The 22,774-nt window shown below is 61.6% G+C and carries 18 protein-coding genes and 5 tRNA genes; 17 read left to right on the forward strand and 6 right to left on the reverse strand.

The annotated features are described in order from the left end of the window. Window positions 1-94 precede the first annotated feature (94 nt). Window positions 95-1,300 (forward strand): sensor histidine kinase, encoded by a 1,206-nt coding sequence (locus K5Q02_RS12550; RefSeq protein WP_442963923.1) that lies wholly within the window; start codon window positions 95-97, stop codon window positions 1,298-1,300. Window positions 1,301-1,303: 3 nt separating this feature from the next. After that, window positions 1,304-2,710, forward strand: a complete 1,407-nt coding sequence (locus tag K5Q02_RS12555) for a sigma-54-dependent transcriptional regulator (protein ID WP_225830945.1) — start codon at window positions 1,304-1,306, stop codon at window positions 2,708-2,710. Between the two features lie 553 nt (window positions 2,711-3,263). On the opposite strand, the gene K5Q02_RS12560 is transcribed toward K5Q02_RS12555, so the two are convergent. Both K5Q02_RS12560 and K5Q02_RS12565 read right to left on the reverse strand, forming a co-directional pair. Beyond that, window positions 3,264-3,338: transfer RNA gene (locus K5Q02_RS12560), tRNA-Asn, on the reverse strand. 67 nt (window positions 3,339-3,405) lie between these two features. Continuing rightward, window positions 3,406-4,602: an amino acid aminotransferase gene (locus K5Q02_RS12565; RefSeq protein ID WP_225830946.1), complete on the reverse strand. Its 1,197-nt coding sequence runs from the start codon at window positions 4,600-4,602 to the stop codon at window positions 3,406-3,408. Window positions 4,603-4,929: 327 nt separating this feature from the next. Between K5Q02_RS12565 and uvrB the strand changes: the two genes are divergently transcribed. From uvrB to K5Q02_RS12605, 8 genes are all read left to right on the forward strand, one after another. Next, entirely contained in the window at window positions 4,930-6,945 is a 2,016-nt protein-coding gene (gene uvrB, locus K5Q02_RS12570) for an excinuclease ABC subunit UvrB (protein ID WP_225830948.1), read from the forward strand. Further along, complete coding sequence (locus K5Q02_RS12575) at window positions 6,942-7,460, forward strand: nucleoside 2-deoxyribosyltransferase (protein WP_225830950.1); 519 nt, start codon at window positions 6,942-6,944, stop codon at window positions 7,458-7,460. The genes uvrB and K5Q02_RS12575 overlap by 4 nt, the downstream gene beginning before the upstream one ends. A gap of 152 nt (window positions 7,461-7,612) precedes the next feature. Beyond that, window positions 7,613-9,094, forward strand: coding sequence for a glutamate--tRNA ligase (gene gltX / locus K5Q02_RS12580; RefSeq protein WP_225830953.1), 1,482 nt, complete (start codon window positions 7,613-7,615; stop codon window positions 9,092-9,094). Window positions 9,095-9,240: 146 nt separating this feature from the next. Next, a tRNA-Ala gene (locus K5Q02_RS12585) sits at window positions 9,241-9,316 on the forward strand. A gap of 61 nt (window positions 9,317-9,377) precedes the next feature. Continuing rightward, window positions 9,378-9,453: transfer RNA gene (locus K5Q02_RS12590), tRNA-Glu, on the forward strand. Between the two features lie 49 nt (window positions 9,454-9,502). Continuing rightward, window positions 9,503-9,578: transfer RNA gene (locus K5Q02_RS12595), tRNA-Ala, on the forward strand. 47 nt (window positions 9,579-9,625) lie between these two features. After that, a tRNA-Glu gene (locus tag K5Q02_RS12600) sits at window positions 9,626-9,701 on the forward strand. A 245-nt stretch (window positions 9,702-9,946) separates the two neighbouring features. Continuing rightward, window positions 9,947-10,381, forward strand: coding sequence for an acyl-CoA thioesterase (locus K5Q02_RS12605; RefSeq protein WP_225830955.1), 435 nt, complete (start codon window positions 9,947-9,949; stop codon window positions 10,379-10,381). Window positions 10,382-10,384: 3 nt separating this feature from the next. Here the strand turns inward: K5Q02_RS12605 and K5Q02_RS12610 are convergent, their stop codons facing one another. Continuing rightward, a complete protein-coding gene (locus K5Q02_RS12610; protein ID WP_225830957.1) occupies window positions 10,385-10,777 on the reverse strand; it encodes a hypothetical protein in 393 nt (130 codons plus the stop codon). A gap of 174 nt (window positions 10,778-10,951) precedes the next feature. Here K5Q02_RS12610 and K5Q02_RS12615 point away from each other — a divergent pair, with 174 nt between their 5' ends. Further along, a complete protein-coding gene (locus tag K5Q02_RS12615) occupies window positions 10,952-11,929 on the forward strand; it encodes a tRNA dihydrouridine synthase (RefSeq protein WP_225830959.1) in 978 nt (325 codons plus the stop codon). Window positions 11,930-11,938: 9 nt separating this feature from the next. On the opposite strand, the gene K5Q02_RS12620 is transcribed toward K5Q02_RS12615, so the two are convergent. Then, a complete protein-coding gene (locus K5Q02_RS12620; RefSeq protein WP_225830961.1) occupies window positions 11,939-12,685 on the reverse strand; it encodes an SDR family oxidoreductase in 747 nt (248 codons plus the stop codon). A gap of 118 nt (window positions 12,686-12,803) precedes the next feature. On the opposite strand from K5Q02_RS12620, the gene K5Q02_RS12625 reads away from it, so the two are divergent. Continuing rightward, the gene (locus tag K5Q02_RS12625; RefSeq protein ID WP_225830963.1) at window positions 12,804-13,250 is read left to right on the forward strand and encodes an Hsp20 family protein; all 447 of its coding nucleotides are present in this window, start codon (window positions 12,804-12,806) and stop codon (window positions 13,248-13,250) included. A 55-nt stretch (window positions 13,251-13,305) separates the two neighbouring features. Here the strand turns inward: K5Q02_RS12625 and K5Q02_RS12630 are convergent, their stop codons facing one another. Continuing rightward, window positions 13,306-16,233, reverse strand: coding sequence for an EAL domain-containing protein (locus tag K5Q02_RS12630; RefSeq protein WP_225830965.1), 2,928 nt, complete (start codon window positions 16,231-16,233; stop codon window positions 13,306-13,308). 90 nt (window positions 16,234-16,323) lie between these two features. Then, window positions 16,324-17,229: a LysR family transcriptional regulator gene (locus K5Q02_RS12635; protein ID WP_225830967.1), complete on the reverse strand. Its 906-nt coding sequence runs from the start codon at window positions 17,227-17,229 to the stop codon at window positions 16,324-16,326. A gap of 157 nt (window positions 17,230-17,386) precedes the next feature. Between K5Q02_RS12635 and leuC the strand changes: the two genes are divergently transcribed. The 5 genes from leuC to asd all read left to right on the forward strand — a co-directional run bounded on the left by leuC (window position 17,387) and on the right by asd (window position 22,676). Beyond that, window positions 17,387-18,814, forward strand: a complete 1,428-nt coding sequence (leuC, locus tag K5Q02_RS12640) for a 3-isopropylmalate dehydratase large subunit (RefSeq protein WP_225830969.1) — start codon at window positions 17,387-17,389, stop codon at window positions 18,812-18,814. 10 nt (window positions 18,815-18,824) lie between these two features. Next, on the forward strand, window positions 18,825-19,472 hold the full coding sequence (gene leuD, locus K5Q02_RS12645; protein ID WP_042553069.1) for a 3-isopropylmalate dehydratase small subunit: 648 nt from the start codon (window positions 18,825-18,827) through the stop codon (window positions 19,470-19,472). A gap of 27 nt (window positions 19,473-19,499) precedes the next feature. Then, entirely contained in the window at window positions 19,500-20,258 is a 759-nt protein-coding gene (locus K5Q02_RS12650) for a class I SAM-dependent methyltransferase (protein WP_225830971.1), read from the forward strand. Between the two features lie 168 nt (window positions 20,259-20,426). Further along, window positions 20,427-21,509: a 3-isopropylmalate dehydrogenase gene (gene leuB / locus K5Q02_RS12655; RefSeq protein ID WP_225830973.1), complete on the forward strand. Its 1,083-nt coding sequence runs from the start codon at window positions 20,427-20,429 to the stop codon at window positions 21,507-21,509. Window positions 21,510-21,563: 54 nt separating this feature from the next. Then, window positions 21,564-22,676 (forward strand): aspartate-semialdehyde dehydrogenase, encoded by a 1,113-nt coding sequence (gene asd, locus K5Q02_RS12660; RefSeq protein ID WP_042553066.1) that lies wholly within the window; start codon window positions 21,564-21,566, stop codon window positions 22,674-22,676. Window positions 22,677-22,774 lie beyond the last annotated feature (98 nt).

Below are 22,774 nucleotides of genomic sequence, written 5' to 3' on the forward strand. Positions count from 1 at the left end.
TTCTGAAAATAAAGACTTTTATTTTCAGGCATGAGTATTGCTATCTCCTTGGCAAATGACTGTCCTATGACGGCTCGCCACGCGAGAGAGTGCAATGAAACCAAGCCCGCATCTACATGCCCAGATAGAGTCTATGGCGCCCGCACAGGCGGAGCGTGTGGATCTTGAGCAGTCGCTGGCGTTGTTCGAGCAGATGTCGAGCCGGCTCGGTAGCTCTTACGATCTCCTGGAAAACCGCGTCAATGAACTGACTGGCCAACTGGCCCACGTCAGCGAGCAGCGCGTGCAGGAACTGAATGAGAAGGAGCGTCTTGCTCACCGCCTGCAGAGTTTGTTGGATCTGCTGCCGGGTGGTGTGGTGGTGATCGATGGGCAGGGTGTCGTGCGTGAGGCCAATCCGGTTGCTCGCGATATGCTTGGTGAGCCGCTGCTTGGCCGGTTGTGGCGCGAAGTAATTGCGCAGCGCTTTGCGCCGCGCCAGGACGACGGTCACGAGATTTCGCTAACGGACGGCCGTCGGCTATCGATTTCCACGCGCTCGCTGCAAGGTGAGCCAGGGCAATTGGTGCTTCTTACCGACCTGACAGAAACCCGTCGTCTGCAGGATCAGCTCTCCCGCCATGAGCGCTTGAGTGCCTTGGGGCGCATGGTCGCCTCCTTGGCGCATCAGGTGCGCACTCCGTTATCCGCTGCGCTCCTGTATGCCAGTCACCTGACTGAGCAGGTATTACCTGTAGAGCAGCAGCAACGATTTGCCGGCCGGTTGAAAGAGCGTTTGCATGAGTTGGAGCACCAGGTGCGCGACATGCTGGTGTTTGCCCGTGGCGACCTGCCGCTGTCGGATCGACTTTCCCCCAGCCAGCTCTTCGATGCATTCAGGCGCTCTGGAGAGTCGTTGGTGCAGGGGGTAGAGGTGCGTTGGCAGTGTGATGCTCGTGATGGCGAGCTGCTGTGTAACCGCGACACTCTGGTCGGTACGCTGCTTAACCTGGTCGAGAATGCCATTCAGGCAGCCGGTCGGGGAGGGCGTCTGAAGGTTCATGCCTATGTTCGTGGTGATGCCTTGCGCTTGTCCATCAGCGACAACGGTCCAGGCATCGATGCCGCGACCTTGGCGCGTCTGGGGGAGCCCTTTTTCACGACCAAAACAACCGGAACCGGCCTTGGGTTGGCGGTGGTCAAGGCGGTTGCCCGTGCACACCAGGGAGAGCTGCAGCTTCGTTCGCGACCGGGACGTGGTACCTGCGCACGATTGACTCTGCCGCTGATCAGCGCACCACCACTCTTGATTCAGGAATGATCCATGGCTGCCAAAATCCTGTTAGTTGAAGATGACCGTGCCCTGCGCGAAGCCCTGGCGGACACCCTGGAGTTGGGCGGTCATGACTATCGTGCGGTCGACTGTGCTGAAGCCGCGCTGACAGCCATTGCCGAGGAGCCATTTGGACTGGTGATCAGTGATGTGAACATGCCGGGTATGGATGGCCACCAACTGCTGTTGGTGATTCGCCAGCGGCAGCCACAATTGCCGGTGTTGTTAATGACTGCTTTTGGCGCCGTGGAGCGTGCGGTCGAAGCCATGCGCCGCGGCGCCGCCGATTACCTGGTCAAACCGTTCGAGCCCAAGGTACTGCTGGCACTGGTCGCACGGCATGCCCTGGGCCTTGCTGGCGGGCTTGAGCAGGACGGGCCAGTCGCTCGAGAACCGGCCAGCCTGCAGTTATTGGAGTTAGCTGCGCGGGTGGCTCGCAGCGATTCCACTGTGCTGATCACCGGCGAGTCGGGTACCGGCAAAGAGGTGCTGGCACGTTACCTCCATCAGCAGTCCCCGCGATCAACTGGGCCGTTCGTTGCCATCAACTGCGCGGCGATTCCGGACAACATGCTAGAGGCCACGCTATTTGGGCATGAGAAAGGCGCATTCACCGGTGCCGTAGCCAGTGCGCCAGGCAAGTTCGAGATGGCCGAAGGCGGCACCATTCTGCTCGACGAGATTTCCGAAATGCCCCTCGCTCTGCAGGCCAAGCTATTGCGTGTGCTGCAGGAGCGTGAGGTCGAACGGGTCGGGGCGCGTAAACCGATTAGCCTGGATATTCGAGTGCTGGCGACCAGCAACCGTGATTTGGCGGCGGAGGTTGCGGCAGGGCGCTTTCGTGAGGATCTATTCTATCGGTTATCTGTCTTCCCGCTGGCCTGGCGCCCCCTGCGTGAGCGCCCGGCGGATATCCTGCCGCTGGCCGAACGTCTGCTGAACAAATACGTACGCAAGATGAACCTCGCACCGCTACGCCTTTCCGCTCAAGCGGTCGCCTGTCTAACGAGCCATGCCTGGCCGGGCAACGTGCGTGAGCTGGACAATGCCATCCAGCGTGCGGTCATCCTCCAGCAGAATGGGGTTATCGAGCCTCATGATCTTTGTCTGACTGCGCCGATTGGCTTTGCCCCGATGGCTCAAGCAGCGCAGCCACTGGCTGTGGTGTCTGCTATGGCTGCAGTGCCGCTATCGGAACCCGCAATGATGGATGGTGCGTTGGGAGAAGATCTGCGGCGCCGCGAGTACCAGGTGATCATCGACACCTTGCGCGCCGAGCGAGGCCGTCGCAAGGAGGCCGCCGAGAGGCTGGGCATCAGCCCTCGTACTTTGCGCTACAAGCTGGCGCAGATGCGCGATGCCGGGATGGATGTCGAAGCTTATCTTTACGCAAGCTAAGTGCGAGTAAAGCGCCACTGTTACGCGGTCTGAACAAGGTGATACCCAGAAGGCGTTCTGAAAGCCTGCCTTGATCCAGCTTGGACTCTACGGCGGCTATCGCTTGGTGGGTTACGCGCCGCGCCGAGAGTGTAGTGCTTGAGATGACCAGGGCCGGCGGCGCTAACCCACCCTACGTTTGTGCATGCCTGGAAGTCCGTTATCGAGAAATCCAGCGGGTACAAAAAGCTCCGGTTTTCACCGAGGCTTTCGAATTTGGCTCCACGACCTGGACGCGACAGCGCAGCTGAACGCGCTTCTGCGCGGCCCCGAAGGGGTGAGCGCAGCGAATAACCTGGGACGCAGTCCCTGGTGAGAGTCCGCAGGCAATAAAAAACCTGGCCTATCGACCGGGTTTCTTGAGTTTGGCTCCACGACCTGGACTCGACAGCGCAGCTGAACGCGCTTTAGCGCGGCCCCGAAGGGGGAGCGTAGCGAATAACCTGGGACGCAGTCCCTGGTGAGAGTCCGCAGGCAATAAAAAACCCGGCCTATCGACCGGGTTTCTTGAATTTGGCTCCACGACCTGGACTCGAACCAGGACCCAATGATTAACAGTCATTTGCTCTACCAACTGAGCTATCGCGGAACAGCGACGCGTATCCTACTGATTACGAAGGGGAAGTCAAGCATCTGCCGGCTTCCCCTGCATCCACTCAAAGCACTTCGGCGATAGCCTTGGTGACGACTGGCAGATTGCGAGTGTTCAGTGCGGCCACGCAGATGCGGCCGGTACCCACGGCGTAGATGCCGAACTCACTGCGCAGGCGTTCGACCTGCTCGGTGGTCAGCCCGGAGTAGGAGAACATGCCGCGCTGTTCGGCGACGAAGCCGAAGTCACGCTTGGCGTTCAGGGCTGCCAGTTGTTCGACCATGGCCAGGCGCATGGTGCGGATGCGATCGCGCATTTCACCCAGTTCGGTTTCCCACATCACGCGCAGCTCAGGGCTGTTGAGTACGGCAGCGACTACGCTGGCGCCATGGGTCGGCGGGTTGGAGTAGTTGGTGCGAATTACGCGTTTGACCTGCGACAGCACGCGGCCGGTCTCTTCCTGGTCGACGGTGACGATGGTCAGGGCGCCGACACGCTCGCCATACAGCGAGAAGGATTTGGAGAACGAGCTGGAGACGAAGAAGGTCAGGCCAGATTGGGCGAACAAACGCACCGCGGCGGCGTCTTCTTCAATACCGTCGCCGAAACCCTGGTAGGCGATATCGAGGAAGGGCACATGTTCGCGCTCGCGCACGATTTCCAGCACGGCTTGCCAGTCTTCAGGCGTCAGGTCGACGCCGGTAGGGTTGTGGCAGCAGGCGTGCAGGACGACGATGGAGCGGGCCGGCAGGTTCTTCAGGTCTTCGAGCAGGCCGCCACGGTTGACGCCATTGCTGAAGGCGTCGTAGTAACGGTAATTGCGTACCGGGAAACCAGCGGTTTCGAACAGCGCGCGGTGGTTTTCCCAGCTCGGGTCGCTGATGGCGACGGTCGCGTCAGGCAGCAGGCGCTTGAGAAAATCAGCGCCGGTTTTCAGAGCGCCGGTGCCGCCGATGGCCTGGGTGGTGATCACGCGGCCTTGCTGGATCAGCGGCGAGTCGCGGCCCAGCAGCAGCGTCTGCACGGCCTTGTCGTAGGCAGCGATGCCTTCGATCGGCAGGTAGCCACGGGGCGCGTGGGCGGCGGTCAAGGCGGTTTCCGCTTCGATCACGGCACGCAGCAGGGGAATGCGACCTTCTTCGTTGGTGTAGACACCCACGCCAAGGTTGACCTTGTCAGTGCGTGTATCGGCGTTGAATGCTTCGTTGAGGCCCAGGATAGGATCGCGCGGAGCCATTTCGACGGCGGAGAACAGACTCATGAGGGCGGCAGCTCTGTAGTGAGGGTGGGTTTAGAAACGGATTTACGTTCTTAGAACCTGTTCATGATCTGCTGTGCGTCGGCCCTGCGGCGTTAAAAACAGGCTCGGAATGCTCATTTACACCAGTAAACTCCGCTTCCTCGCCTGTTTTTGCCTTGCATGGCTCTAGCTCGCTAGATCGTGAACACGTTCTTAGCAACCCCGGCAACTGAGACTAGGGGTTGCGCAAGCGGGCCGTTAGTATAGCGGCCCATATTCTGTGTCGCGACAGCGTACACCAGGTATGACGCCAGCTCTTTCGCGGCGTCACAGCCTTTTGAGGTATTTATGTCCGAGTTCCAACTGGTCACCCGTTTCCAGCCAGCCGGCGATCAGCCCGAGGCGATCCGGCAGATGATCGAGGGCCTGGAGGCAGGCCTGTCGCACCAGACGCTGCTCGGCGTGACGGGCTCCGGCAAGACCTTCAGCATCGCCAACGTGATCGCCAAGGTGCAGCGACCTACGCTGGTGCTGGCGCCGAACAAGACCCTGGCGGCACAGCTGTATGGCGAGTTCAAGTCGTTCTTCCCGAACAACGCGGTGGAGTACTTCGTCTCCTACTACGACTACTACCAGCCCGAGGCCTATGTGCCGTCGTCGGACACCTTCATCGAGAAGGATGCGTCGATCAACGACCACATCGAGCAGATGCGTCTGTCGGCGACCAAGGCGCTGATCGAGCGCAAGGACGTCATCGTGGTCTGCACCGTCTCCTCGATCTACGGCCTGGGCAGCCCCGAGGAGTACCTGAAAATGGTGCTGCACCTCGACCGCGGCGACAAGATGGATCAGCGTGCGCTGCTGCGCCGCCTGGCAGAGTTGCAATACACGCGCAACGACATGGATTTCGCCCGTGCGACCTTTCGGGTGCGTGGCGATGTGATTGACGTCTTTCCGGCCGAATCCGACCTCGAGGCTATCCGCATCGAGCTGTTCGATGACGAGGTCGAGAACATTAGCGCCTTCGATCCGCTGACCGGCGAGGTGATCAGCCGTCTGCCGCGTTTCACCTTCTACCCCAAGAGCCACTACGTGACGCCCCGCGACACGCTGCTCGAGGCGATGGAGAATATCAAGGTCGAGCTCAAGGAGCGTCTGGACTACCTGCGCGGCGCCAACAAACTGGTAGAAGCCCAGCGCCTCGAACAGCGCACCCGCTTCGATCTGGAGATGATCCTCGAGCTGGGTTACTGCAACGGCATTGAAAACTACTCCCGCTATCTCTCCGGACGCGATTCGGGCGCGCCGCCACCGACGCTCTATGACTATTTGCCTGCCGAAGCCCTGCTGGTGATCGACGAATCCCACGTCAGCGTGCCGCAGGTCGGCGCCATGTACAAAGGCGACCGCTCGCGTAAGGAAACCTTGGTCGAGTACGGCTTCCGCCTGCCTTCCGCGTTGGATAACCGGCCGATGCGTTTTGAGGAGTGGGAAGCGGCCAGCCCGCAGACCATCTTCGTTTCTGCGACCCCAGGCCCTTACGAGGCCGACCATGCGGGGCGAGTGATTGAGCAGGTGGTGCGGCCTACGGGGCTGGTCGATCCGCAGATCGAGGTGCGTCCGGCACGCACCCAGGTCGATGATCTGTTGTCCGAAATCGGCAAGCGTGTTGCCCTGGAAGAGCGCGTACTGGTGACCACATTGACCAAGCGCATGGCCGAAGATCTGACCGACTACCTGGGTGATCACGGGGTTCGGGTGCGTTATTTGCACTCGGATATCGACACGGTGGAGCGCGTCGAGATCATTCGTGATCTGCGCATTGGTACTTTTGACGTGCTGGTGGGCATCAACCTGCTGCGCGAAGGCCTGGATATGCCCGAGGTGTCGCTGGTGGCGATCCTCGATGCGGATAAGGAGGGTTTCCTGCGTTCCGAGCGTTCGTTGATTCAGACCATCGGTCGTGCCGCCCGTAACCTCAATGGTCGCGCCATCCTCTATGCGGATCGCATGACCGGCTCCATGGAGCGCGCCATCGGCGAGACCGAGCGTCGCCGGGATAAGCAGATTGCCTTCAACGAAGCGAATGGCATCGTGCCCAAGGGGGTATTCAAGGACGTTAAGGACATTCTCGAAGGTGCGGTAGTGCCCGGTGCCCGCAGCAAAAAGCGCAAGGGCATGGCCAAGGCTGCCGAGGAGAGCGCCCGTTACGAAGCCGAGCTGCGTTCGCCCTCGGAAATCACCAAGCGTATTCGTCAGCTGGAAGAGAAGATGTATCAACTGGCGCGTGATCTGGAGTTCGAGGCCGCCGCGCAAATGCGCGACGAAATCCAGAAGATGCGTGAACGGTTATTGGCGTTATGAGCACGAGTCGCGCGCCGCGGATCTATCTGGCCGGATTCGATGTATTCAGAACCGACGCCGTCGAGCGCGGCGAGTACCTGAAAGCACTGTGCCGCGAGCAGGGGCTGGAAGGCCTTTATCCGTTCGATAATGAAGTGGCGCCCGGGCTCTCGCCTGCCGACTGTGCGATGCAGATATGTCGGCTGAACCTGGCGATGATCCGTGAGGCGGACGCCGTACTGGCCAACCTGAACCTGTTCAGGGGCTTCGAACCTGACTCGGGCACCGCCTTCGAAATTGGCGCCGCGGTGGCGCTGGGCAAGCCGGTCTGGGCCTATTTCCAGCCGCAGGGCGCCATGCGTGACTGGCTGCCAGGCAACGATCAGGGGCACGATGCGCAGGGTTTCTTGATCGAGGATTTCGGCTTGCCGCGCAACCTGATGATCGCCTGTTCCTGGGCGGGCTGTAGTGCCAGTGCCGAGGAAGCAGTGTTGGCGTTAAGCCGGTATCTGCAGCGCGTGTTGCCTGAGCAGTAAGACGGCGCAGCTTTAGCCGTATCGAGACTGCGGTCTGACCGTTGCGTTTGCTGGAGCCGACCCTGTTGGCCCTGCTACTATTCGCACTTTCCGCGAAAGCCTCTCTGGTTCTGCCTGATGGTGGTTTTCGCCCCTTTGTATCGGGATTTTCCATGACCACCGTCCGTACTCGTATCGCACCGTCGCCTACTGGCGATCCCCATGTTGGCACCGCCTACATCGCCCTGTTCAATCTGTGCTTTGCCAAGCAGCACGGTGGCGAGTTCATCCTGCGCATCGAGGATACCGATCAGGTGCGTTCGACCCGCGAGTCGGAACAGCAGATCTATGACGCCCTGCGCTGGTTGGGCATCGAGTGGAACGAAGGTCCGGACGTTGGCGGCCCTTATGGCCCATATCGGCAGAGCGAGCGCGGTGAGATCTACCGCAAGTACGCGTTGGAGCTGGTCGAGAAAGGCCATGCCTTCTACTGCTTCTGCACCCCGGAAGAACTCGACCAGATGCGTGCCGAGCAGACCGCCCGTGGCGAGACGCCGCGCTACGATGGCCGTGGCCTGCTGCTGTCCCAAGAGGAGGTGCAGCGTCGCCTGGCGGCCGGTGAGCCCCATGTGATCCGCATGAAGGTGCCGAGCGAGGGCATCTGCGTGGTGCCGGACATGCTGCGTGGCGACGTCGAGATCCCATGGGATCGCATGGACATGCAGGTATTGATGAAGACCGATGGCCTGCCGACCTACTTCCTCGCCAACGTGGTCGACGACCACCTGATGAAGATCACCCATGTGCTGCGCGGCGAAGAGTGGCTGCCGTCGGCGCCCAAGCTGATCCTGCTGTACGAGTATTTTGGCTGGGAAAAACCGCAGCTGTGCTACATGCCCCTGCTGCGTAATCCGGACAAGAGCAAGCTCTCCAAGCGCAAGAACCCGACCTCGATCACCTTCTACGAACGCATGGGTTTCCTGCCGCAGGCGATGCTCAATTACCTGGGGCGTATGGGCTGGTCGATGCCCGACGAGCGCGAAAAATTCACCCTGGACGAGATGATTGCCAACTTCGACGTGCAGCGTGTTTCCCTGGGTGGGCCGATCTTCGATCTGGAGAAGCTGTCCTGGCTCAATGGCCAGTGGATGCGTGAGCTGAGCGTCGAAGAGTTCGCTGCTGGCGCGCAGAAGTGGGCCTTCAACAGCGACTACCTGATGCAGATCGCCCCGCATGTGCAGGGCAGGGTAGAAACCTTCAGTCAGATCGCCCCGCTGGCGGGCTTCTTCTTCGCCGGCGGCGTGCAGCCGGACAAGGCGCTGTTCGCTCACAAGAAGCTCTCTGACGATCAGGTGCGCCAGCTCATGCAACTGATCCTGTGGAAGCTCGAAGCGCTGCGTCAGTGGGAGAAGGAGCGCATCACTGGCTGCATTCAGGCAGTGGTCGAGCACCTGGAACTGAAACTGCGCGATGCCATGCCGCTGATGTTCGCTGCCGTGACCGGACAGGCCAGTTCGGTGTCGGTGCTCGACGCCATGGAAATTCTTGGCCCGGATCTCACTCGTTTCCGTCTCCGTCAGGCCATCGAGCTACTCGGTGGTGTGTCGAAGAAAGAGAACAAAGAATGGGAAAAACTCCTGGCAAGCATCGCCTAATGCCTGGCCGCCGGTCGCCTCTGTCTTGGAGGCGCCTGGGTTGTTCGGTAAGTGTTTGTTATGTCAGCGAAAAAAAACGCACCACCGGCTAGAATTTTGTTGACAGGGTGCAGGGGCGCACTTAACATGCGCCCCGTCCTCGAGATGGGGCTATAGCTCAGCTGGGAGAGCGCTTGCATGGCATGCAAGAGGTCGACGGTTCGATCCCGTCTAGCTCCACCAATCTCGATAGCCACAACCGGTTCTTTCTTATGAGCAGGTTGGTTGTAAAGAAGGGCTTTGCGTCCCCTTCGTCTAGTGGCCTAGGACACCGCCCTTTCACGGCGGTAACAGGGGTTCGAGTCCCCTAGGGGACGCCATTATTTCCAGCTGCAGTGCCTCGGCATTGCAGCCAGACCGAAAGGTTCTGGGGCTATAGCTCAGCTGGGAGAGCGCTTGCATGGCATGCAAGAGGTCGACGGTTCGATCCCGTCTAGCTCCACCAATCCACGACAGGCCAGCCTAGTGCTGGCCTTGTTCTTCGAAGGTTTCGTCCCCTTCGTCTAGTGGCCTAGGACACCGCCCTTTCACGGCGGTAACAGGGGTTCGAGTCCCCTAGGGGACGCCAGTTTGCCCGCTCTGCGGGATTTTTAAGGGTCACTTCTCACGAAGTGGCCCTTTTGTTTTTGTGCGTTCGAAAAACCGTGGCGATCAGAGGCATGACACTCGATGCGGCTTGCGTGGTGGCAAGCAAAGCCCCTAATGTCTGGATCTGAATAGGGTCTGGTCGATAGAGGAGCGTTGCATGAAACTGACAATGGATGCCGTGGAACGACTGGCGCGCGAACGGGCCTGCAACAAGGTGCGTTGCTCGTGAACTGGGATCGCCCCAACCCCTTCACCCTAGAGCTGCTGGTCGGCAGTGAGGACATCGACGGTCTCGGGCACGCCAACAATGCCGTCTATGTGACCTGGCTGGAGCGTTGCGCCTGGCGCCACTCGCAGTCGCTCGGGCTGGATCTGGTCGAGTACCGACGCCTCGATCGCGCCATGGCGGTAGTGCGCCACGAGATCGATTACCTGAGCGCTGCCTATGAGGGGCAGGAGTTGCTGATAGGCACCTGGATCGTCGAGTCCGACCAACGCTTGAAGATGGATCGCTGCTTTCAGCTGGTTCGCCCGCACGACGGCGCTACGCTGCTACGCGCAAAAACCACTTTCGTCTGTATCGAACTGTCCACTGGCAGGCCAAAACGCATGCCTGCCGAGTTCATCGAAGGCTACGGCAAGGCGTTGCTACCGCTCTAGGTGCTACTGCTGCGGCGCCAGAAACAGCTTCTGCTCTTCATAGATCGCCTGGTAGCGGCGCACTTCGCCAGGCTGCAGGAGGATTGATTGACTGCTGACCAGGTCGATCTCTGCGCAGAAGCCCTCCCGCGAAGGCGTGAGCACGATGCTGCGCTCGCCGCTAGGTACATCCAGGGTCACGCTTTCGCCTGCCGGTATTGGCACCAGCAGTTGCTCGTCCACGCGCAATTGCAAATCGCAGGCATTGGGGGCGTTACGGTCGCGGCTGACGATAAGTTTGGCGCTGGTTGCCGGATCAAGCGGCGCGCCCTCGAAGATTGGGGTTGCAGCAAAGGCGGCAGGCGCAGCGGGCAATAGCAGTGCAAGCAGGCTGCCGGTCAGCAGAAGTCGGCTCATGGTCGCTCCAGGCGATACATCGGTACTGCAATGGACTGCGCGCGACAGGCGTACGTTCAGCTCGCCGGTGGCTGTGCTGCTTGGTCGGGCACCGTTACACTACGCGCCGTTTTTACGGGGCGTCACGGACAGCCTCTGCTTGCCAGGCTTCAGTCATTTTTCGAGAGAATCACTATGCAGATCGCCCTGGCGCCCATGGAAGGATTGGTCGATGAAATCCTTCGCGATGTGCTGACTCAGGTGGGCGGCATCGACTGGTGTGTGACTGAATTCATCCGCGTCAATGACCGCGTGCTCCCGAAGTCTGCCTACCGCAAGCTGGCTCCCGAGCTGTTCAAGGGTGCCAGGACTGCTGCGGGCACTCCGCTGCGCGTGCAGTTGCTTGGCTCCGATCCGCAATGCCTCGGCGACAACGCCGCCTACGCCTGCAAGCTCGGCGCGCCGGTGATCGACCTCAACTTCGGCTGCCCGGCCAAGACTGTGAACAAATCGCGGGGCGGGGCGGTGCTGCTCAAGGAGCCGGAGCTGCTGCACGCGATCCTTTGCGAAGTACGCCGCAGCGTGCCGGCCGCCATTCCCGTCACGGCCAAGATGCGCTTGGGTTTTGATCACAAGGACTGGGCCGTCGATTGTGCCCAGGCACTCGCCGAAGGCGGCGCGTCGCAGATCGTCGTGCATGCGCGTACCAAGGTCGAGGGTTATAAGCCTCCGGCCCACTGGGAGTGGGTGGCGCGCGTCCAGGAGGCGGTAGCGGTTCCGGTTTATGCCAACGGTGATATCTGGTCGCTGGAAGACTGGCGGCGCTGCCGCGAGGTGAGCGGCGTCGAAGACATCATGCTTGGTCGCGGTGTGGTGGCGCGGCCCGACCTGGCGCGGCAGATCGCTGCCGCTCGAGCAGGGCAGGACGCTGGGGTGATGACCTGGGAGGAGTTGCAGCCGCTGTTGGCCGACTTCTGGCTGCAAGCGCGGCGCAAGATGTCGCCACGCTACGCGCCGGGGCGGCTGAAGCAGTGGCTGGCCATGCTCACGCGCAGCTATCCGCAAGCCGTGGAGCTGTTCGCCCAGTTGCGCCGTGAAACCAGCTGCGAGCACATCGATGCGCTGCTCGGCGTCGCCTTTGCGCTGCGCGAGCCGGAGCGCCAGGCGATTTAGTCAGGCTGTTCAACGGCCGCCGCTGACGTCGAGCAGAGAGCCGGTGGTATAGGAGGCCTGTTCACTGGCCAGCCACAGGATGGCCTCGGCCACTTCTTCTGCAAGCCCGCCGCGCGCCAGGGGAATGCTCCTGGCAACGCGGGCGACACGTTCCGGCTCGCCGCCACTGGCGTGGATCTCGGTGTCGATCACGCCGGGACGTACCGCGTTGACACGGATGCCATCGGCGGCAAGCTCCTTGGCCAGGCCAATCGTCATGCTGTCGACGGCGCCTTTGGCGGCCGCGTAATCGACATATTCCTCCGGGGCGCCCAGGCGGGCGGCGATCGATGAAACATTGACGATGGCGCCGCCGCGACTGCCCTGGCGCGTGGACATGCGCTTCACCGCCTCGCGGTTGCACAGAAAACTGCCGAACACGTTGGTGGCGAAGACCCGTTGCCAGCGTTCCAGGCTCATCGCTTCCAGGCGCATCTGCTGCTCCAGGATGCCGGCATTGTTGACCAGCACGTCGAGACGCCCCAGGCGCTCATCGATCTCGGCGAAGAGTCGTTTCACCTGCGCTTCATCCGCCACGTCTGCCTGTAGCGCCAGGGCTCTGCCGCCAGTACTGGCAATTTCGGCGACCAGCGCCTCGGCCGCGCTGGCCTGTTGGCGATAGTTGATCGCCACCGTATAGCCGTGCTGCACGGCCAACCGAGCGGTTGCCGCGCCAATGCCTCGGCTGGCGCCGGTAATCAGGATCACCTTGCTCATCGAAAAACTCCGTTTTTCAGCCCTTGAAATTTTTCCGGCCATCCACATTTTCAGTACTGCGGGATGCCGAAGTCGGGTCTCGCACCTTATCACTCGCTGAACAATCAGGAGATTCAACATGAGCACCGCATTTTCCATGACCCCGCTGTTTCGTCAGTCCATTGGCTTCGACCGTTTCAACGACCTGTTCGAGTCGGCGATGCGCAACGAGACGGGTAGCAGCTACCCGCCCTACAACGTCGAAAAGCATGCTGATGACCAGTACCGTATCGTCATCGCAGCGGCCGGTTTCCAGGATGAAGATCTGGATCTGCAGGTCGAGCGCGGTGTGCTGACCGTAACCGGGGGCAAGCGCGCGGGTAATGGTGAGAACGTCACCTACCTGTACCAGGGCATTGCCCAGCGTTCCTTCAAGCTGTCGTTCCGCTTGGCTGACCATATCGAAGTCAAAGGCGCCAATTTGGTCAACGGCCTGCTCAATATCGAGTTGGAGCGCCTGGTTCCGGAGGAGGCCAAAGCCAAGCGCATCCCGATCGGGGCCGTGCGCCCAGCGCTGGAAAGCTGATCTGTCGGCTCGGCAGCAATGAAAGAAAAGGCGCCCATGTGGCGCCTTTTCTAGTTCAGTCGAAATGCGGGCGCAGCATGCTGTGAGCCAGCAGGGCGCGGAACTCGCTCAGTGGCTGCGGCCGGCTGAACAGGTAACCCTGGTAGCAGTGGCAGCCCTGGCTTTGCAGAAAGTCCAGCTGGCTTTGTTGCTCCACACCCTCGGCGATGACCTCCAGGCCCAGGCTCAGGCCAAGCGCCACCACGGCACGGATAATTTCTGCGTCGCTGGGGTTGCTGGTGGCGTCGCGCACGAACGATTGGTCGATCTTCAGCACGTCCACCGGCAGGCGCTTGAGGTAGGTGAGTGACGAGTAGCCAGTGCCGAAATCATCCATGGCGAAGCTTACGCCCAGTTTGCGCAGGCGATTCATCTTGGCGATGGTGTCGTCGATGTCCTGAATGACGATGCCCTCGGTGATCTCCAGCTTGAGCATGCCCAGCGGCAGCTTGTTCTTGCGCAGGCAATGCTCGACCCGTTCGACGAAGTCGTTCTGGCGGAACTGCCGGGTGCTGATGTTCACGCAGAGGCTGAAGTTCTCGTCGATGATCTGCTCTTCCAGCAACTGGGCGCAGACGTGGCAGGCCTCGAGCATTACCCAGGCGCCGACCTCGAGAATCAGCCCGCTTTCTTCCAGCACATGGATGAACAGTGCCGGTGATTGCTCCCCAAGCGTCGGATGCGCCCAGCGCAGCAGTGCTTCGGCACCAATGATCTGGTCTTTTCGCGCGTCCACCTGGGGTTGGAAATAGAGCTCGAATTCACCGCGGGCCAGGGCCATGCGCAGCTCGTTCTCGAGGCGCAAGCGCTCGCTGGCGGCGTGCTGCATGGTGCTGTGGAACAGCTGGATGGCATTGCGGCCGGAGTCCTTGGCGCGATACAGGGCGATGTCTGCGCGCTTGAGCAGGTCGGCTGGGGTCTGACCATGATCCGGGATCAGTGCGATGCCGATGCTTGGGGTGACTTGCAGGCGGTGGCCGTCAACCAGCATCGGTTCGCTCAGCAGTTGGCGCAGTTTGTCGGCAGCGCTACGGGCATGGCTGATGACCTGATTGAGCTTGCCTTCGATACCTGTCAGCAGTACCACGAATTCGTCACCGCCGAGGCGCGCCACGGTGTCTTCCTCGCGCACGCTGGCTTCCAGGCGTGCGGTGATCAGCTTGAGTACCGCATCGCCAACCGGGTGGCCGAGCGAGTCGTTGATGTGCTTGAAGTGATCGAGGTCGAGAAACAGCAGGGCGCCACGTAGTCTGTGGCGTTGCAGCAGGGCGATCTGCTGGGTCAGGCGATCCATCAGCAGGGCACGATTGGGCAGGTTGGTCAGCGAGTCGTGGTAGGCCAGGTGCTGGATCTGCGCCTGGGCAGCCTTGAGTTCGCCGATGTCGCGAGCGGTGACCAGCAGGCAGGGCTGCCCATCCAGTTCGATCTGCTCGACCGATACCTCCACTTCCACAACGTTGCCGTCGCGATCCCGGGCGCGCATTTCCATGCGCTGGATATGCCCTTCACTGCGCAGCGTATCGAGCATGCGTCGACGTTGTTCGGCGTCCGCCCAGATGTTCACTTGCGCAGACGTCTGGCCAATCACCTCGTCTGCGCTGTAGCCCGTCAGGCGGGTGAAACCGTCATTAACCTCGATATAGCGTCCGCTGTCACGGGTGGTGATGGTGATGGCGTCCGGGCTGGAGTGAAAGGCCTTGGAGAACTTCTCCTGGCTGGCCTTGAGCGCTGCCTCGGCGCGCTGCTGCTCGGTGATGTCGCGAAATTTGCTCAGTACGCAGGGTTGCCCGCTGAGCTCCAGGCGCCGGCACGACACCACGCAGGTCATGGTGCGACCCTGTGGGTCGATCAGGTCGATGCGCTCGTCGGTGAGATCCGTGCCGTTGATGATTTTCTGTCGCAGGCCTGACGTCTTGGGCAATGCTTGCCAGGGCTTGAGCTTGAAAATGTTGCGCCCGGTGATTTCTGCGGAGAGCCACCCGAATGCTTGGGTAAAGGCTGGGTTGATCTCCAGAATGCGACCTTCCGGCAGTGTCGTTACGCAGATGGGATCCGGGCTGGCCTGGAATACCGTGGCGAATTTGTGCTCGGAGGCCTGTAGGCGTTGCTCGCGCAGGGTGCGTTCGCTGATGTCGATGAGGATGCCGGTCATGCGCATGGGCTGGCCCTGGGCGTCCCAATGCAGCTTGGCGGTGCTCTCCAGATAATGCGTCTGCCCGTCCGGGTCTACGGTGCGATAGGTCACCTGATAATCCTGCCCGCTGTTCGGCAGCAAGTCCCTGTAGGCCTGGCGCATGGTCTGACGCTCAAGCAGGGGGACATGGGCGAAAAAATCCAGGAAGGCCCCATGGAACGGTTCGGCCGGCAGGCCGTGCAAGGTCGCCGCCCGTGCCGAGGCGAACATGGTATTGCTGGGGATGTGCCAGTCCCAGGTGCCGAGATCCGCCGACTCGAGGGCCATGCGCAGGCGTTCCTGGCTGTCGGCCAGGGCCTGCTCCTGAGCGCGCTGGCGGCTGATGTCGCGGATCACCCCGAACATCTTGTGCTGCCCGGCCTCGCCGGCCTGCAGGCTGCCGGTGATCTCCAACCAGCGCAGGCTGCCGTCCGGCCAGCGGATGCGATGGCGGATCGGCTCGGCGGTAGGCGAGCCGTCGAGCACGGCCTGGAACATCCGCATCACTTCAGTGCGTTCTTCTTCGGGGATCAGTGCCATGTAATCGACGGGCGCGCTCAGCGGGCTGTTGGGGTCGATACCGAACAGCTTTTGCGCCCCGCGCGACCAGTTCACTTCACCGGTGTCGACATTCCAGAACCAGGCACCGAGGCTGGCGCCATTGAGTGCGGCCAGCAAGTGCTGGGAGTCGTGCCAGGTCTTCTCGAATTCGGCTGGGTCGAGCGCTGGGACGTAGGGCAATGGCGGGCGTTTGTCATTGGAGTTGCCCATAACCCTTCCTCTACAAAAAGAACGGTAGAACATGCGCAGAGGCTATCCGTAGCGCAGCATGACGCAGGCGGCAAATGGCCTGCATGGGTGTCACGTTAGCCGTTGCCCAGGCGCTAAAGCAAGGCTGTCGCGATGGCTGTCGAGCAACTGCATGAAGGCCCTGGCAGCGTTGGACAGCGTGCGCTCCGTATGCACGATATAGCCCAGCTGGCGCGACAGCTGAATGCCCGGCAAAGGCAGGCGCGCGACCTGTTCATCGAGCATGGTGCGCGGCAGCACGCTCCAGGCCAGTCCGATGGACACCATCATCTTGATGGTTTCCAGGTAGTTGGTGCTCATGGCGATATTGGGGGTCAGGTCTTCGGCTTCGAACAGGCGCTGCACGATGTGGTGAGTAAAGGTATTGCCACCGGGAAACACCGCCGGGTGCAGGGCGACATCGGCCAGCGTCACGCCGCTGCTCTGCGCCAGTGGATGCTCCGGTGCGGTAACGAAGTCCAGGGGGTCGTCCCACACCGCCACAGCGCGCACTGGCTCGCGTGTGTCCGGCGCCAGGGTGATGACCGCCAGCTCGGCGCGGCCATGGAATACCTCGTCGTAGGCGACCTCGGAATCGAGAAACTGGATGTCCAGGGCGACCTGCGGGTGCGCGCGGGTGAAGGCGCGCAACAGCGGCGGCAAGCGGTGCAGGCCGATATGGTGGCTGGTGGCGAGCGTCAGGCGGCCAGTGATCTCGCCATTGAGGTTGGTCAGCGCGCGGCGGGTGTCCTCAAGCACGTTGAGAATCTGGTAGGCGCGTGGCAGCAGGGCGCGGCCGGCCTCGGTCAGGCTCACTTCGCGACCCAGGCGGTCGAACAGGCGTACGCGTAATTGCTGTTCCAGGCTGGCGATGCGCTTGCTCACTGCGGGCTGGGTAAGGTGCAGGCGCACTGCAGCCTCGGAAAAGCTGCCAAGTTCGGCGATGGCGATAAACGCGTTGAGGGTGGCGAGATCCATTGGGGGTTCCGAGGCTGAATCGAGGATCGCCGCATTCTGTCAGGGAATGCTTTGGATGAAAAATATGAATTTGAGTAATTTGACGCCGGGTCGTAGGATTACCCCATAAGCCAAAGGGCTATTGCCCTGGCATAGAAAGACCGATGAGGACAGGCTGATGGCAGGCAAGACGCTCTACGACAAGTTGTGGGAAATGCACGAAGTGAAGCGACGCGACGACGGTTCGTCGCTGATCTACATCGACCGCCACATTCTTCACGAAGTGACGTCGCCCCAGGCCTTCGAAGGTCTGCGTCTGGCCCAGCGCAAACCCTGGCGCATCGATGCCAACATCGCCACCCCCGACCACAACGTGCCGACCACTCGCGTCGAGCGTCTCGGTGGCCTGGACGCCATCGCCGATGAAGTCTCGCGTATTCAGGTCAGGACGCTGGATGAGAACTGCGACGACTTCGGCATTCTTGAATTCAAGATGAACGACGTGCGTCAGGGCATCGTTCACGTCGTCGGCCCGGAGCAGGGCGCCACCTTGCCGGGCATGACCGTGGTCTGCGGCGACTCGCACACCTCTACCCATGGCGCATTCGGCGCGCTGGCCCATGGCATTGGTACATCCGAGGTCGAGCACGTGCTCGCCACCCAGTGCCTGGTCGCCAAGAAAATGAAGAACATGCAGGTGCGGGTCGAAGGCAAGCTGCCGTTTGGCGTCACCGCCAAGGACATCGTGCTCGCGGTGATCGGCAAGATCGGCACCGCCGGCGGTAATGGTCACGCGCTGGAGTTCGCTGGTAGCGCGATCCGTGAGCTGTCCCTCGAAGGGCGCATGACCATCTGCAACATGTCGATCGAAGCCGGTGCCCGCGTTGGTCTGGTCGCGGTGGATGAAAAGACTCTGGACTACGTCAAGGGCCGTCCGTTTTCGCCGAAAGGCGAGCACTGGGAGCAGGCGGTCGCCGTATGGCATGACTTGGTGTCCGATGCCGACGCGCATTTCGACACTGTGGTCGAGCTGCGTGCCGAAGACATCAAGCCGCAGGTCAGCTGGGGTACTTCGCCCGAGATGGTGCTGGCCGTCGATCAGAACGTCCCGGATCCGGCCCGTGAAAACGACCCGGTGAAAAAGGATTCGATCACCCGCGCCCTCAAGTACATGGGCCTCGCTGCCAACCAGCCGATCACCGATATCCAGCTCGATCGCGTGTTCATCGGTTCCTGCACCAACTCGCGCATCGAAGACCTGCGTGCCGCCGCTGAAGTGGCCAAGGGTCGCAAGGTCGCCAGCACTATCAAGCAGGCGCTGGTGGTTCCGGGCTCCGGTCTGGTCAAGGCCCAGGCGGAAAGCGAAGGGCTGGACAAGATCTTCATCGAGGCCGGCTTCGAATGGCGTGAGCCAGGCTGCTCCATGTGCCTGGCGATGAACCCGGACAAACTCGGCAACGGCGAGCATTGCGCGTCGACCTCCAACCGCAACTTCGAAGGCCGCCAGGGCGCCGGTGGCCGTACCCACCTGGTCAGCCCGGCCATGGCTGCCGCTGCGGCGGTGACCGGTCGCTTCATCGACGTTCGCGAATTGATCCAGGCCTGAGGAGCACGACATGACACCTTTCACTCAACACACCGGCTTGGTCGCTCCGCTTGATCGCGCCAACGTCGACACCGACCAGATCATCCCCAAGCAGTTTCTCAAGTCGATCAAGCGCACCGGCTTTGGCCCGAACCTGTTCGACGAGTGGCGTTATCTGGATGTCGGGCAGCCGAATCAGGACAACTCCAACCGGCCGATCAACAAGGACTTCGTGCTGAATTTCCCGCGTTATCAGGGCGCCAGCGTGCTGCTGGCCCGCGAGAACTTCGGCTGTGGTTCGAGCCGCGAGCACGCGCCTTGGGCGCTGGACGAGTATGGCTTCCGTACCGTGATCGCACCGAGCTTCGCTGACATCTTCTTCAACAACAGCTTCAAGAACGGCCTGCTGCCGATCATTCTGGCTGAGGAGGAGGTCGATGCGCTGTTCGAGCAGGCCGAAGCTCAGGAAGGCTATCAGCTGACCGTCGACCTCGCGGCGCAGACCGTCACCCGTCCCGATGGCGTGCAGTACCGCTTCGAAGTCGATGCCTTCCGCAAGCATTGCCTGCTCAACGGCCTCGATGACATCGGCCTGACCCTGCAGGACGCTGACGCGATTCGCGCGTTCGAAGTCGGTTATCAGCAGCGTCAGCCCTGGTTGTTCGGCGCGATCAAGTAAGCCAGCGGTCTTCAAGGAGCAGCATAGATGTCAGGTCACGAGCAGGTGGTGCAGCGCCAGTTTGGCGAGCAGGCCAACGCTTATCTCAATAGCGCCGTGCATGCACAGGGCAGCGAGTTCGCTCTGTTGCAGGCCGAGGTAGCAGGGCGAAGCGATGCTCGCGTGCTGGATCTGGGTTGTGGCGCCGGCCATGTCAGCTTTCAGGTCGCGCCGCTGGTTGGCGAAGTGGTGGCGTATGACCTCTCTGCGCAGATGCTCGCAGTGGTCGACAAGGCTGCCGCCGAGCGCGGCCTGAACAATCTGCGTACGGTGCATGGCGCTGCGGAGTCGCTGCCATTTACCGATGGCGAGTTCGACTTCGTGTTCAGTCGTTACTCGGCGCATCACTGGAGCGACCTGGCGGTTGCCCTGCGCGAAGTGCGCCGGGTGCTCAAGCCGGGAGGCGTGGCGGCATTCATCGATGTCGCCTCGCCGGGCAGGCCACTTTTGGATACCTACCTGCAGAGCGTCGAAGTGCTGCGTGATACCAGTCACGTGCGTGACTACTCGTCGGCTGAATGGCTGCAGCAGATCAGCGAGGCCGGCCTGCAAGTGCGCAGTCACACCCGTCAGCGTCTGCATTTGGAATTCGCATCGTGGGTCGAGCGCATGCGCACTCCGGCGGTCATGCGTGAGGCCATTCTGGCCTTGCAGGCTGCGATGGGCGAGGAAGTGCGCGAGTACTTCGAGGTCGCCGCCGATGGCTCGTTCAGCACCGATGTGCTGGTGCTCTGGGCGGAAAAATAAGGTTACGTGTTATCAGCGAACGGGCCTGACGCCCCATTGACCCATGCCCCGCAGGCGCCGAACATGGCGCCCCTCGCGGCAGGGCGATAGGCGCAGGCCCGCTCAGGTTTCTAAATGTCGCGTTTGCCGTTTAGCGCATGCGCCTCGAGCTTCGTGAAGGAAATAGCGATGAGCAAGCAGATTCTGGTTCTCCCCGGTGACGGTATCGGCCCTGAAATCATGGCCGAAGCGGTCAAGGTGCTGCGCCTGGCCAACGACAAGTTCGCGCTGGACGTCGAGCTGTCGTTCGACGAACTGGGTGGTGCCGCGGTAGACAAGTACGGCGTGCCGCTGGCCGACGAAACCCTGGAGCGCGCGCGCGCTGCCGATGCCGTGCTGCTCGGCGCCGTGGGTGGCCCGAAGTGGGACAAGATCGATCCGGCCATTCGCCCGGAACGTGGCCTGCTGAAGATCCGTTCGCAACTGGGCCTGTTCGCCAACCTGCGCCCAGCCATCCTCTATCCGCAACTGGCCGATGCCTCCTCGCTCAAGCCCGAAGTGGTCGCTGGCCTGGACATCCTCATCGTGCGTGAGCTGACCGGTGGCATCTACTTCGGTCAGCCCCGCGAGAGCAAAGTGCTCGATGATGGCGAGCGCATGGCCTATGACACGCTGCCCTACAGCGAAAGCGAGATCCGCCGCATCGCCAAGGTCGGTTTCGACATGGCCCGCGTGCGTGGCAACAAGCTGTGCTCGGTGGACAAGGCCAACGTGCTGGCGTCCAGCCAACTGTGGCGCACCGTGGTCGAGGAAGTGGCCAAGGATTACCCGGATGTCGAGCTGAGCCACATGTACGTCGACAATGCCGCCATGCAGCTGGTGCGTGCGCCCAAGCAGTTCGACGTGATGGTCACCGACAACATGTTCGGCGACATCCTCTCCGACGAGGCATCGATGCTGACCGGTTCCATCGGCATGCTGCCGTCCGCTTCGCTGGATGCCAACAACAAGGGCATGTACGAGCCTTGCCACGGTTCGGCGCCGGATATCGCCGGGCAGGGCATTGCCAACCCGTTGGCGACCATCCTGTCGGTGTCCATGCTGCTGCGTTACAGCTTCAACCAGACCCAGGCAGCCGATGCCATCGAGCTGGCCGTGAGCCGCGTGCTCGACCAGGGCCTGCGTACCGGCGATATCCACTCGGCAGGTACGACCAAGGTCGGCACTGCGGCAATGGGTGATGCGGTAGTCGAAGCGCTGCGTAGTCTGTAATCTTCCAGGCCGCTGGAAAGTGTCCGGCGGTTTGTTCATATAGGTGTAGTGGTTATGAAACGTGTAGGTCTGATCGGTTGGCGTGGCATGGTGGGTTCCGTGCTCATGCAGCGCATGCTGGAAGAACAGGATTTCGATCTGATCGAGCCGGTGTTCTTCACCACCTCCAATGTCGGCGGCCAAGGTCCGGCCATCGGCAAGGAAACCGAGACGCTCAAGGATGCCTACAGCATCGATGAGCTGAAAGGTCTGGACGTGATTCTCACCTGTCAGGGTGGCGACTACACCAACGAAGTTTTCCCCAAGCTGCGCGAAGCTGGCTGGAAAGGCTACTGGATCGATGCGGCGTCCTCGCTGCGCATGGCCGATGACGCGGTGATCGTGCTCGACCCGGTCAACCGCAAGGTCATCGACCATCAGCTCGACCTGGGCACGCGCAACTACATCGGTGGTAACTGCACCGTCAGCCTGATGCTGATGGCCCTGGGCGGGCTCTACGAAGCCGGCCTGGTCGAGTGGATGAGCGCCATGACCTATCAGGCGGCCTCGGGTGCCGGCGCGCAGAACATGCGCGAGCTGATCAAGCAGATGGGCGCGGTCAACGCCAGCGTCGCGGACGACCTGGCCGACCCGGCCAGCGCCATCCTCGACATCGACCGCAAGGTGGCCGAGGCCATGCGTGGTGATGCGTTCCCGGTCGACAACTTCGGCGTGCCGCTGGCCGGCAGCCTGATTCCCTACATCGACAAGGAGCTGCCTAATGGGCAGAGCCGCGAAGAATGGAAGGCTCAGGCGGAAACCAACAAGATTCTTGGTCGTTTCAAGAATCCGATCCCGGTCGATGGTATCTGCGTCCGTATCGGCGCCATGCGCTGCCACAGCCAGGCGCTGACCATCAAGCTGAACAAGGACGTGCCGCTGTCCGACATCGAAGGCCTGATCAGCCAGCACAACCCGTGGGTCAAACTGGTGCCGAACCACCGCGAAGCGAGCATTCGCGATCTCGGCCCGACCGCCGTTACCGGCACCCTGAGCGTGCCAGTGGGTCGTCTGCGCAAGCTCAATATGGGCTCGCAGTACCTGGGCGCCTTCACCGTGGGCGACCAGCTGCTGTGGGGCGCGGCAGAGCCGCTGCGCCGCATGCTGCGGATCCTGCTGGAGCGTTGATCTGCTGACGGCGCGCTGCCAGGTGTGTCGTGAAGGGGCGGGTGGATGGTGGTCGCTTTGCGATTGCCATCGCTCGCCCCTTTGCTTTTCGGTAGAGT

It is taken from the genome of Pseudomonas sp. MM211 (genome assembly GCF_020386635.1).
In the GTDB taxonomy this organism is placed as follows: domain Bacteria; phylum Pseudomonadota; class Gammaproteobacteria; order Pseudomonadales; family Pseudomonadaceae; genus Aquipseudomonas.